We start from the raw sequence: 12,317 nt of genomic DNA, 5'->3' as shown, positions 1-12,317 counted from the left end.
TCAGGCTAGCAGGGCTTGTGCTTCATCCAGGTCGATGCGACCCAGGACCTTGACTTGCACCGTGGACAACAACTCGGCGAAAGACAGCACGGGTACGTGGTTGAACTCATCTGCCAGCAGGCTGTGCAAGGGGCTGCGCAAATCCTGTGCAACCAGCAGGACGGCCTTGGGGCTCGATGGCGGGTTCGATTGCAGGGCGAAGGCTTCGCGCAACTGTTCGAGCAGCGCACTGCCCAGCTCGGGCTCAAGGGCAAAGTAGGATTCGTTCTGGGTCTGGCGCAGGGCATCGCGCAGCAATACTTCCGTTTCCGGCGTCACCAGCCAGGTGTGGAGGGTGTTTTCTTCACTGTGTTGATGACAGATCTGCGCCTTGAGGGCGATGCGCACATAGTCGGTCAGGGCATTTAGGTCGCGTTCATGCTGGCCTTGTTCGATCAGGGTTTCGGCAATCGGCCTGACCGAACGCAGGGAAACCAGTTCGGCGGAGAGGCGTTGCAGCACGGCGGCAAAGCGCGCCAGCGGCAAGGTGCGTTGCAGCTCCTGAGCCAGCTCCGGTTGTTCGGATTCCAGCCAACTGAGGATCGCCTTGCTTTCCTGAAGGCCGATGAACTGCGGGCCGGTGGCCTGGAAGGCGCGGCTCATGCGTTCAAGGACAAGTTCATGAGGCCGTATGCCGACGATGTCCTCGTCCTCGAACAGCGGATCGTTGGCATCGACCCAGATCCACTGGGCTTCGTCGCGATCAACCCGTCCTGGGGTGCCGGGCTGGTCTTCCTCGACATCACGAATATCGACGGCCACCTGGGTCAGGGAAATGGTGGCACGGATAAAAGGCACTTCATAAACGCAGAAGCGGAATTCATCGATTTCGCAACTCTCCGTGAACTCTATATCGAAGGAGGGCAGTGTCAGGCCAAAGTTATGAACCAGTGTGTTACGGCGCTGGCGAATACCTTGAATCAGCATGTCGAGCTCCATCAAACCCTGATGGCTTGGGTGAAACTGCAACAGGTAGGCCCGCGACGGGTTGAAACGACGGATATCCTCGCGGCCATTGAGTTCGGGCGCGCCATTGCGGGCGGCACCGGCCTGATCCTGATAAAGCTCCTTCTGACGAATCCGCCATAACTGAATCAGCCCGCTGAACAGGCACAGCAGGCTGATGCAGGCAAACACCATGGTCGGCATGCCGGGAATCAGGCCGAAGCCCATCATGCCGATGGAAGAGAACACCCAGGCTTTTGGCTGGCTGGTGAGCTGTTCGGCGATTTCGTGACCGATGTTGGCGTCGGCGGTCTGGCTGTCCGGGGCAACGCGGGTGATGATCATGCCCGCAGTCAGCGAGATCAGCAGCGCAGGAATCTGTGCGATCAGGCCGTCACCGATGGTCAGTACCGAATACAGGTGCATGGCGTCACCGGCTTCCATGCCGTGTTGCATCACGCCGATGGAAAACCCACCGATCAGGTTGATGAACACGATCACCAGACCGGCGATGGCATCACCCTTCACGAACTTCATCGCGCCATCCATTGCGCCGAACAACTGGCTTTCCTTGGACAGTTGCTCGCGGCGGTGCCGGGCTTCACGTACGTTGATCAGGTTGGCCCGCAGGTCGCTGTCGATGGACATCTGTTTGCCGGGCATCGCGTCCAGGGTGAAGCGCGCGGCGACTTCCGCAACCCGTTCCGACCCCTTGGTGATCACCAGAAAGTTGACGATGGTCAGGATCAGGAAGATCACCAGACCCACGGCCAGGTTGCCGCCGACCACGAAGCTGCCGAATGCCTCGACGATATGGCCGGCATCCTGTTGCAGCAGAATCAGGCGGGTGGTGGCAATCGACAGGGCCAGGCGAAACATGGTGGTCAGCAGCAATACTGCCGGGAAGGTCGAGAACGCCAGCGGGCGCGGCAGGTACATCGCCAACACGATAAGCAATGAAGAAATACAGATGTTCAGGGCGATCAGCACGTCCACCAGCGCGGTGGGCAAGGGCAGGATCATCATGAACACAATGGCCATGACCATGATCGCACCGACGATTTCCGTGCGCCTCATCACCGCCAGCGCGAGGTTGTTGAGTGCATGGATGATGCGAATCATTGGATGGCTCTCCCGGCATCTTCAATGCCCATGGCCTTGCGTTCCTGACGAGACAATTCATCCATGAGGCCCTGCAACAGGCGCAGGCCGTTCTGACGGGTTTTCAGGTCCTTCCACAACGGCAGAGGCAGGTTTTGCAGCAGCGGGTACAGGCCGTTGAAGAACAGCGGTTGCAGGTTGGGCGTGCGACCAATGGTTTCTTCGGCCAGCAGCGTCAGGTCGCGGGCGAAGAAGCCGTTGCCACAGAAACGCAATACCCGCTTGCTCATGCCCAGTGCGGTCATGCTGCTGCACGGAGACTTCTTGGCCAGACGTTCAAGCAGCGCCAGGCAGGTTTTCAGCAGGTTGTTCAACTGACCGCTGGCACCCAGGCCACGCAGCATCGAGCGCAGCACACCGCCCGGCAGCGACGGGGCGAGGGCGGCGATGTCGTCGGCCAATGCCCGTTGCAAGGTGCGCAGGCCGCGGGCGAACTGGTCTTCGTTGAAGCGTTCGAGCAAGGCTTCCAGCAGGGTTGCCAGAGGCTGCTGACCGACGATTGCCTTGTAATAAAGCTGACGCATCAGGCTGCGCTGTTGGGGGTCGCTGCTGAACAGGGCAATGGCGCTGGCGGTGTTCAAGCCGGCGCGAATCTTGTCGCCGTGTGTCAGACGCAGCTCTTCAAGCATTGTCTGAGCCTGGTCGTGACTGGCTTCGTTGCTTTCGGCAACGGATATGCGCACCACCTGTTGCAACAGAATGTCGGCCCGCGCCGGGTCGTTGTCGGCCATTTTCAGCAGGTCAGGCATCGAGCTGCCTTGCTGCATCATCTGGATCTGCATTCGCCTGGCCTGTTGCTCAAGGCTGGGTTGCTCGCTGTTATCGAGCAGGCGGTACATCTCGGCCAGTTTCTCGATGCGTTCTATACGTTGCGAGCTGCCTGATTCACGAACATGCCGTTCGTCCAGTCCCTTGCTGTGGCGCTCCACGCTTTCGCTGAACTTCATCGCCACTTCTTCCATGGAATCGAGCAACGGATTCTTGGGAGCGAAGGACTTCGACATCTCCTGGACGGGGGGGCGAGGGAACGGCTCCAGTTCAGCGGGCCGCATATCTTGGAAGGAGTTGATTTTCATGGGCTGCGCTATCGCCTCGGAACATGTGTTTCCTGAGTGGCGTTTAAGCGCAACCGGTTCCTGCCATCTGATGCTTTGAAAGCTGTGCCAGTTCTTGCACGGGCTTTGTGTCGAGAATGCAACAAATGGCACAAAGCCACTACTTTTGAGAGTGCAAGTCCTTATAAATCAATGACTTGAAAATAATAAATAGTTGGTACATTCGCTGCTCTCCCTATCTGGCCACTACCGGCAAAAGTTACTTATGGATATGGAGATACAACCGTGGAAGTCAAAGGCATGCAGCGCGAAGGGAAAGTCATCGGTGTTATCGCACTGGACTTGGGTGGCCTTGCTAAAAGCAGCGAGAAAAAGCTGAGAGGTTTCATCGGTAAGCGCGTATTCAATCAGGCGGATGTCGATGACCTGATGCAGATGACGTATCTGGAAGCCTGGCGCAATCAACACAAGTATCTGGGCACCTCCCGCCCTGAAACCTGGTTGTTCGGGATTGCAGCCAATCTGGTGAGGAACCATTTCAAAACGTTTTACAACCAGCCTCAGTGCATGGAACTGACCGACTCCGAACTGGAAAACCTGGAGCAGGGCCATGACCCAAGCCTGATCAGCGATTTCCAGCGCACCCTGGGCCGTACCCTTGAAGCTATCGAAGAACTCTCGGTGGACATGCGCACCGTCATTCAACTGGTGGTCGATTCGGACATCAGTTATCAGGATGCCGCGCGTCATCTGGACATCCCGATTGGCACCATCCGCTCACGATTGGCCCGTGCTCGTGGACAGCTCAAAACCAGCGTTTATTCCAAGGAGATTCACTAATGAACAGTTTTGTCCCTAAACCCGAGCTGCCACGTCTGCCACGCGGTATTCGCGAGTTCACTGAAGACGATCTCGAAGCGATGATGAACATCTTCAACGAAACGGCTGGCAGCGGTGCCAACTCGCCGGTTACCCGGCCGATGACCTACGAAGAAGTGAAGTTCTACGTCAACCTCTACAAGCGTGACGGCTTGCCTGTCTACGTTTACGAGCGTCGTGGTGAAGTGCTGGGCTGGTTGTCGATTAACCGCTTCAGTTGGGGAACCCAGGCCTGCTACAGAACCGGGGAAACGGCCATCTACGTGCGCGGCGACCATTTCGGCAGTGGCATTGGCGTGTTGCTCTGTAAAGCGACGGTCATCCTGGGCCAGCAGGCCGGGCTTGAGAACCTGGTGGCCTGGATCATGGCGGCCAACACGCCCAGCCAGAAGATCGTTACAGCGGTTGGCGCGCATCTGTGGGCTCGCCTGCCCAACATCGCCCGCTTCGGTGAGCAGCGCTCCGACGTTCTGCTGTTTGGCCTGCCATTGGGGCAATCGCTGAACGTGCCGGTGCGGATCAATGTCTCGGAGGCTGTCTGATTCGCCAGCGTTGAAAAAAGGGTATGCACTGGTTAAAGGTGCATACCGTGTTCTCTACCGCACGACCGTTATAACGGTCGATGCGGTGCTGATTCTGGCCAGGACCGGTTTCCGGTCCCGGCAAGCTGACACAAGGTTATCGTTGTGGTTTTCAAAAAAAACGGCGCGGCCCTTTCAGGTCGCGCCGCTCTTTTTTGTGGACGCCGGTCAGACGATAGGCTGGTCGCTCCACTCACCGTTGACCAGACGCTTCAGGCCCAGCGGGTTAGCGTTCTGCAGGGCTGGAGGCAACAGGCTGTCAGCCTGGTTCTGATAGCAGATCGGGCGCAGGAAGCGATCGATGGCCAGGCTGCCCACCGAGGTGCCGCGTGCATCGGAAGTCGCCGGGTAAGGACCGCCGTGGACCATGGCATCGCAGACTTCGACGCCAGTCGGGTAGCCATTGATCAGAATGCGACCGACTTTCTCTTCCAGCAAAGGCAGCAGCCAGTTGTATTTGCTCAGATCTGACTGTTCGCCGATCAGGGTCGCAGTGAGCTGCCCACGCAAGGCCAGCAGGGCTTTCTTCAGTTCGGCATCGTCAGCGACTTCGATCACCAGCGTGGTCGGGCCGAAAACCTCTTCCTGCAACAGTTCGTCACCGTTGAGCAGCAGGCTGACATCAGCCTTGAACAGTTGTGCCTGAGCCTGCTTGCCTTCTTGCGGCTTGCCTGCCAGGTGAGTGACGCCCGGGTGCTCCAGCAAGTGCTGGACACCTTTGCTGTAGCTGCGCAGACCGCCAGCGTTGAGCATGGTTTGCGGGGCCTGACCGCCCATGTGCTCGGTCAGTTGCTCAAGGAAGGCCGAGAAGGTCGCAGAGCGCAGACCGATTACCACGCCTGGGTTGGTGCAGAACTGGCCGGCACCCATTACCACGGAAGCGGCCAGGTCCTTGGCCACGGTTTCGCCGCGTGCTGTCAGGGCTTCCGGCAGCAGGACCACCGGATTGATGCTCGACATTTCAGCGAAGACCGGAATCGGTTGTGGACGCTCGGCGGCCATCTTGCTCAGCGCATTACCGCCGCCCAGAGAACCGGTGAAACCGACAGCCTGAATGGCAGGGTGCTTGACCAGTCCTTCACCGACGCCATTGCCGAAGATCATGTTGAACACACCTTTTGGCATATGGGTGCGTTCTGCTGCGCGAATAATTGCACTGCCCACCAGATCGGCGGTGGCCATGTGGCCGCTGTGAGCCTTGAAGACCACCGGGCAACCGGCTGCCAGCGCAGCAGCGGTATCACCACCGGCGGTGGAGAAGGCCAGCGGGAAGTTGCTGGCGCCGAACACTGCGACCGGGCCTACTCCGATGCGGTACTGGCGCAGGTCCACACGTGGCAGAGGCTTGCGGTCCGGCAGCGGCAGGTCGATACGGGCACCGAGGTAATCGCCACGACGCAGGACCTTGGCGAACAGACGCATCTGACCGCTGGTACGACCGCGCTCACCCTGGATACGCGCTTGAGGCAGAGCGGTTTCCTGGCAGACGATAGCGACGAAATCATCGCCCAGTTGATCGATCTCGTCAGCGATGGCTTCAAGAAACTCGGCGCGACGGGCCGGGCTCAGTTGACGGAATTCGGGGAAGGCCTCTTTGGCAGCCAGGGCAGCGGCATCGATTTCGCCGTCGGTGGCCTGGAAGAAGCTGTACGGCAGTTCTTCACCTGTCGTGGCGTCGAGGCTTTTCTGCTGGGTCTGACCAAGGGCGCTGCGGCCGCCAGCGATAAAGTTGTGGCCGAGAATGTTAGGCATCGGTATCTCCTGTTGTTTTGACGTTGGAGGCCGGTCCGGATAAATGTGGACCGGTGCTCCTTATGGGTTGCCGAATCTATGAGGTCAGCAGTCATCGTACAACTTGGTCGGCAGCATATGCAACTGCCAAAGCAGGATAGCGGCAGGAACGAATCGCTTACCCGCGAAGCGTATCCAGCACCTTGCGCAATGCCTTGCTTACCGGTTTGTCCTGACGCAACACGATGCCCAGTGTACGGCTCAGCCCCGGTGTCAGGGAATGAACCTGCAACCCGCGCCGATGATGGGTTGCCGCCACCGACATACGGGGCACGATGCTGTAACCCAGACCCGCCGCGACCATTTCCTTGATGGCCTCGATGCTGCCCAGCTCCATGACCGGTTTGATGCGGATTCCCGCTTGCAGGTACCACTCATTAATAAGCAGGCGGGTGCTGCTGCCGGCTTCAAACACCACCAGCGGGTAATCGCTGAGTGCCTGGGGTGTGAAGGCTTCGGGCAATAGCTCTTGCTGGCTGGCGAAAATCGCCACGAATTCATCTTCCAGCAGCGGTGTGACTTCCAGGCTACGGCCTGAAGCGGGCAGGGTGACCAGAGCGAGGTCCAGGCGGTTCTCTTCCACGGCCTTGAGGATACCGTCGGTATTGCCGGTGCTGACTCGCACGTCCAGATCCGGAAAGCGTTGTCGCAGGTTTTGCAGCATGGGCGGCAGCAGGTGAATGCAGGCGGTTGCCCCGGTGCCGATGGCGATTTGTCCGGCTATGCCATGGGCATGGCTGGAAAGCTCCAGCATGGCTTCTTCGACCACCGCATCGATTCGCGAGGCATGTTCCAGCAAGGTGCTGCCTGCCGAGGTAGGTTTGATGCGCTTGCCCACCCGCTCGATCAGGCGCAGGTTCAGATGTTCTTCCAGTTGCCGCACTTGCAGGCTGACCGCCGGTTGGGTCAGGTTCAGGCGTTCGGCTGCCGCCGAGAAGCTGCCGTGAGCAATAACCAGCGAGAAGGTATGCAGATGGTTGAGGTTCAGTCGGCGCATGGCAAAGTTTTACTTATGCTGAGGATGAATGATCATAGCTTTGTTTATGGGTTGCCGCGCTGCATCATTGCTCTCATTCAATAGCACCCGCCAAAGAGTCTTCAAGATGAACGATGCCCTGATCCTGCGTGACGCCCGCGACGATGATATGCCCATGGTCCAGGCGATCTATGCCGAGCATGTGCTGGAGGGGATTTCCAGCTTTGAGCTGGAGCCGCCGAGCCTGGAGGAAATGCTGCGTCGGCGCGCCGAAGTGCTCGCCAAGGGGTTGCCTTATCGGGTTGCCGAGCGCCTGGGTGAAGTAGTGGGGTATGGCTATGTCACGCCTTATCGGCCACGTCCGGGCTACCGGTTTACTGTGGAAGACTCGGTTTATGTGCGCAGTGGCATGGGTGGCCTGGGCATCGGCCAGGCGCTGCTCGCAGAACTGGTCGAGCACTGCGTACAAGGTGGCTGGCGGCAGATGATCGCCGTTATCGGTAACAGCGAGAATACCGCGTCGATCCGCCTGCATGAGCGGTTGGGGTTTCATCGGGTAGGCGTCTTCGAGTCGGTGGGCTTCAAGCACGGACGCTGGGTCGATACCGTGTTGATGCAGCGGGCCTTGGGCGACGGTTCGCTCAGTACGCCTGAACCTGTTGTGTGAAACCGGGTGAACGGCACGGGCTTGCCCCGGCATGCGGTGTTACGACTGGGCGTTGCACAGTTGATCAATTGGGGTGTGACCTTTTACCTGCCAGGGGCTTTTGGCAACGCCATTGCCCATGATCTGGGCTGGAGCGGGCAGCGGGTCTTTGCCGGACTATCAGTCGCGATGCTGGTCATGGGGCTGGTTTCTCCGCTGGTTGCCCGCCTGATCCAGCGTCTGGGCGCTCGGCAGGTGATGCAGGCGGGGGCGCTGCTCAACGCGATGGGGTGCTGTGGTCTGGCGTTGTGCCAGAGCCCGACGTTGTATTTCATGGCCTGGTGCATCCTTGGCGTCGGGATGCGTTTGTCCCTTTACGATGCGCTGTTTGCGGTGCTGGCCGGATGGCTGGCTGCCAGGGCTCGTCCGCTGATGATGCAGATCACTTTACTGGGCGGCCTGGCTTCAGCGGTGTTCTGGCCCCTGGGGCATTACTTGCAGGACGTTTTCGGCTGGCGCAGTGCGCTTGGGGTGTATGCCGCTCTGGCGCTGTTCAGCGGGCTGTTGGCAAGCGGGCTGTCGGACGCCCGTACAGGTTTTGCACAAGAGCGTGTCGAATCCGGCGAGCCGCCCATTGCTACGTCTTTTCTGCCGCAGATCGGGTATGCCCTGAGCATGACGCTGACCGGTTTCATGTCCGCCGGCCTTTCTGCGCACTTGCCTGCCATGCTGGCGGGGTTCGGTGTGCCGCTGGGGCTGGTGGCCTTGTGGGGAATCGGGCAGACCTGCGCTCGTCTGTTGCAGGTGCTGCTGGGGCAATCCATGTCGGCGTTGCGTTTGAATGTCTGGGTGGGTGCCGGTCTTGCGCTGTGCTTTGCCATGGCGCTCATGAGCCAGGGACGAGTCTGGCTGGCCTGTCTGTTCATCTTTGGCTACGGGGCCATGAACGGTCTGGGAACCTTGTTGCGTGCCAGCCTGCCGTTCGAGCTTTTTGCCCATGCCCGTTACACACAATTGCAGGGCAGGCTGCTGGCACCGGCTTTTCTGTGTGCGGCGGGCGCACCCTGGTTCTACGCTCTGGTGCGTGAAACTTCAGGGGATCGCGGGCTGGTATTGCTTTCGCTGGCCATCAGTCTGCTGGTGTGGGGCTTGGCGATGGTTCTGCGGCGCCACGCTCAAGTGCCTGTCGGTTGATAGACTATTTGCATATTTGTTTATAAGTTAAATGAATTTATAGAATGTTTTATCCGGTGATATGGTTTTAACCAATTGCTGGATCCTTGAGAAAGGTTATTAAAACTTCTCGGTGAAGGCCGTCACCGTTTTCATTCTCAAGGAACGACCCGCATGTCCGCTTTTGATTCGTTAACCCGTCGCCGCTTGCTGGGATGGGCCAGTGCCGTTCTGGCCAGTCCTTTGTTGCTGTCGTTGCCGCGTTCCGGCTGGGCAGTGGACGAGCATGCCGGGCATCTGAGTCATCCGGATATCGAGCCTGCCGGCACTGGAGACTTCATTCGTCTGGCCGAGCCGCGAGCACTCAAGCTGGCGGTCAACCTCAACGCGGTCTGTCTGGCGCCGGTGGTCATCGCCCATGGCCAGGGTTTCTTCAAGAAGCACAATCTGGACGTGGAACTGGTCAACTTTGGTAACTCCACTGAAGTGCTGCTCGAAGCCATCGCAACCGGCAAGGCTGATGCGGGTGTCGGCATGGCGCTGCGCTGGCTCAAGGCGCTGGAGCAGGGCTTCGACGTCAAGCTGACGGCTGGCACTCATGGCGGGTGTCTGCGCCTGCTCAGCGCCGCCAACAGCCCGATCAACAAGCTGGAGGACCTCAAGGGCAAGGCCATCGGTGTGACCGACATGGCCAGCCCTGACCGCAATTTCTTCTCGGTGCTGCTCAAGAAGCATGGCGTTGACCCGGTACGGGATGTGGACTGGCGTCTGTATCCCGCAGACCTGCTGGGCACGGCGCTGGAGCGGGGCGAGGTGCAGGCCGTCAGCGGCAGCGACCCGTTCATGTATCGCCTGATCAATGCCGGCAAGGCGCGTGAACTGTCCACCAATCTGGTGGAGGAGTACGCCAACCTGAGCTGCTGCGTGGTGGGTGTCACCGGCAAGCTGGTACGTGAAGACAAGCGCGTAGTGGCGGCCCTGACCCAGGCGATTCTGGAGGCTCATGATTACGCCGTGAAAAATCCCGAAGTGGTCGCCAAGGGCTTTCAGGCCCATGCCTTGAACACTTCGGTGGAAGAGGTTCAGGCGATCCTTCACGACCACACTCACGGGCATCACGCTGTCGGCGCGGCATTGACCAAGGAAATCCAGACCTACGTCACGGACCTGAAAACCGTCGAAGTGATCCGTCAGAGCACCGATGCCGTTGAGTTCTCCAAGGAGATTACCGCCGATGTCTTCAGTTGAGGCTACCACGCTGGCGACTGACGAATCCCGTCAGGCTTTCGGGTTCTGGAAGCTGGGCGCAGTGGCTGTTTTTGCCTGGATCGTTGTCGCCGCATTGACCCTGTATCTGCCCAATGCCACCCGCAAATGGCCGATGACCGAAGGCTTGGCGAATCTGTGTCTGGTAATTGCACTGTTGGTCCTGCTGGTCGGTATTGCCGGGCGCTGGTCTGAAGGATTGGCTCGCCGGGCTCAGGCGGCCGGACCATGGCTGATTGCATTGCCGGTCCTGCTGGGTATCTGGGAAGTGCTCACTGCCAAGCTGGGTCTGCTGCCTGTGCCATTTTTTGCACCACCGCAGGCCTTGCTGGATGTGTACGTCGAAGACTGGCCGCGTCTGCTGGAAAGTCTGCTGCATTCGGCTCTGTTGCTGGGCACCGGCGTGGCGCTGGGAGCCGTGACAGGTTTTATCGCCGGGGTCGCCATCGGCTGGTCGAGCAGCATTGGCTACTGGCTGCATCCGGTCCTGCGCATTCTGGGTCCGGTGCCTTCCACAGCCCTGTTGCCACTGTGCTTCTTTCTGTTCCCCACCAGTTGGAGCGCCAGTGTGTTCCTGATTGCACTGGCCACCTGGTTTCCGGTGACTGTGTTGACCTGGTCGGGTGTTGCCAGTGTCGACAAGGCCTACTACGACGTGGCGCGCACGCTGGGTGCCAAACCGGGTTTCCTGATCTTCAACGTGGCGATCCCGGCTGCCTTGCCCCATGTGTTCGTCGGGCTGTTCATGGGCCTGGGCGCGTCTTTCTCGACTTTGGTGGTGGCCGAAATGATGGGCGTCAAATCCGGGATCGGCTGGTACCTGCAATGGGCGCAGGGCTGGGCGGCTTACGCGAATATGTATGCTGCGCTGCTGATCATGGCGCTGGCGTGTTCTGGCCTGATCACGGCGTTGTTTCTGATCCGTGACCGTCTGCTGGCCTGGCAACAAGGAACCATGAAATGGTAGCTACAGCTCAGGCTTCAAACCCTTCATCGCAAGCCGGGCTTGCGTTGCGTATCGATAACCTCAGCCATGGGTTTGCGCTGGATGGCCAGCGTTTGCCGGTGCTGGACAAGGTTTCGCTGGATGTCGCCCCTGGCGAATTCGTTGCATTGCTCGGGCCTTCCGGGTGCGGCAAGTCCACCCTGTTGCGATTGGTGGCCGGGCTTGAACCTGCCGATTCCGGTGCCTTGCTGGCCGATGGCGTCCCCATCGGCGGCCCGGATCCTTCCCGGGTCGTGGTATTTCAGGACCCGACCCTTTATCCCTGGCGTCGGGTATGGGACAACGTGGCGCTGGGGCTGCAAGCTCAGGGCTTGCTGAAAACCCATTCGTCCAAGGTCGATGCGGCGTTGGCCAAGGTCGGGCTCAGTCAGTTCGGGCGGGCTTATCCAAGGCAATTGTCCGGGGGTATGGCGCAACGGGTGGCACTCGCGCGGGCCCTGGTCAATGAGCCACGGTTGCTGATTCTCGACGAGCCGCTGGGCAAGCTTGATTCTCTGACCCGAATTGCCATGCAGCAGGAACTGATCGATCTCTGGCAACGCCAGGGCTATACCGCGCTGCTGGTGACTCACGATGTCGAAGAGGCGTTGCTGCTGGCCAATCGGGTGATCGTTTTCAGCGACCGGCCAGCCAGTATCAAGGCGCAGTTGACCATCGAACGCCCTTATCCACGTCATCGTGACGATCCTTACCTCGTTGACTTGCGTCGTCAGATCCTCGGCCTGCTCGGGCTGGGAGAACGGTGGTAGACGATAGTCGGTGGCGCCACGGGATTGCGGCCTGTGACCTGAGTGAGTAG

11 protein-coding genes are annotated in these 12,317 nt (G+C 59.5%); 7 read left to right on the top strand and 4 right to left on the bottom strand.

The features are described 5' to 3' along the window. Together sctV and sctW are read right to left on the bottom strand one after the other, a co-directional pair. A complete protein-coding gene (sctV, locus tag JL015_RS05490; protein ID WP_201017748.1) occupies window positions 1-2,106 on the bottom strand; it encodes a type III secretion system export apparatus subunit SctV in 2,106 nt (701 codons plus the stop codon). Then, a complete protein-coding gene (gene sctW / locus JL015_RS05485) occupies window positions 2,103-3,149 on the bottom strand; it encodes a type III secretion system gatekeeper subunit SctW (protein WP_236250162.1) in 1,047 nt (348 codons plus the stop codon). The genes sctV and sctW overlap by 4 nt, the downstream gene beginning before the upstream one ends. Window positions 3,150-3,485: 336 nt before the next feature. On the opposite strand from sctW, the gene JL015_RS05480 reads away from it, so the two are divergent. Both JL015_RS05480 and JL015_RS05475 read left to right on the top strand, forming a co-directional pair. Then, on the top strand, window positions 3,486-4,040 hold the full coding sequence (locus JL015_RS05480) for an RNA polymerase sigma factor (RefSeq protein WP_201017746.1): 555 nt from the start codon (window positions 3,486-3,488) through the stop codon (window positions 4,038-4,040). After that, window positions 4,040-4,621: a GNAT family N-acetyltransferase gene (locus JL015_RS05475; RefSeq protein WP_201003167.1), complete on the top strand. Its 582-nt coding sequence runs from the start codon at window positions 4,040-4,042 to the stop codon at window positions 4,619-4,621. The genes JL015_RS05480 and JL015_RS05475 overlap by 1 nt, the downstream gene beginning before the upstream one ends. A gap of 207 nt (window positions 4,622-4,828) precedes the next feature. Here JL015_RS05475 and JL015_RS05470 read toward each other — a convergent pair whose 3' ends face one another. Both JL015_RS05470 and JL015_RS05465 read right to left on the bottom strand, forming a co-directional pair. Beyond that, on the bottom strand, window positions 4,829-6,412 hold the full coding sequence (locus JL015_RS05470) for an aldehyde dehydrogenase (NADP(+)) (protein WP_201017745.1): 1,584 nt from the start codon (window positions 6,410-6,412) through the stop codon (window positions 4,829-4,831). Between the two features lie 157 nt (window positions 6,413-6,569). After that, window positions 6,570-7,448 (bottom strand): LysR family transcriptional regulator, encoded by an 879-nt coding sequence (locus JL015_RS05465; RefSeq protein ID WP_201017744.1) that lies wholly within the window; start codon window positions 7,446-7,448, stop codon window positions 6,570-6,572. A gap of 106 nt (window positions 7,449-7,554) precedes the next feature. On the opposite strand from JL015_RS05465, the gene JL015_RS05460 reads away from it, so the two are divergent. The 5 genes from JL015_RS05460 to JL015_RS05440 all read left to right on the top strand — a co-directional run bounded on the left by JL015_RS05460 (window position 7,555) and on the right by JL015_RS05440 (window position 12,267). Next, entirely contained in the window at window positions 7,555-8,094 is a 540-nt protein-coding gene (locus tag JL015_RS05460) for a GNAT family N-acetyltransferase (RefSeq protein ID WP_201017743.1), read from the top strand. A gap of 6 nt (window positions 8,095-8,100) precedes the next feature. Continuing rightward, on the top strand, window positions 8,101-9,267 hold the full coding sequence (locus JL015_RS05455) for an MFS transporter (RefSeq protein WP_201017742.1): 1,167 nt from the start codon (window positions 8,101-8,103) through the stop codon (window positions 9,265-9,267). 153 nt (window positions 9,268-9,420) lie between these two features. Beyond that, window positions 9,421-10,494, top strand: coding sequence for an ABC transporter substrate-binding protein (locus JL015_RS05450; RefSeq protein ID WP_201003156.1), 1,074 nt, complete (start codon window positions 9,421-9,423; stop codon window positions 10,492-10,494). After that, window positions 10,481-11,479 (top strand): ABC transporter permease, encoded by a 999-nt coding sequence (locus tag JL015_RS05445; RefSeq protein ID WP_201017741.1) that lies wholly within the window; start codon window positions 10,481-10,483, stop codon window positions 11,477-11,479. The genes JL015_RS05450 and JL015_RS05445 overlap by 14 nt, the downstream gene beginning before the upstream one ends. Next, window positions 11,473-12,267: an ABC transporter ATP-binding protein gene (locus JL015_RS05440; RefSeq protein ID WP_201017740.1), complete on the top strand. Its 795-nt coding sequence runs from the start codon at window positions 11,473-11,475 to the stop codon at window positions 12,265-12,267. The genes JL015_RS05445 and JL015_RS05440 overlap by 7 nt, the downstream gene beginning before the upstream one ends. The last annotated feature ends 50 nt before the right edge of the window (window positions 12,268-12,317 follow it).

The organism is Pseudomonas cichorii, assembly GCF_015471405.1.
Taxonomy (GTDB): Bacteria; Pseudomonadota; Gammaproteobacteria; order Pseudomonadales; family Pseudomonadaceae; genus Aquipseudomonas; species Aquipseudomonas serbiensis.
The sequence above is the reverse complement of the archived record's forward strand: the minus strand, read 5'-3'. Positions and strand labels throughout refer to the sequence as shown.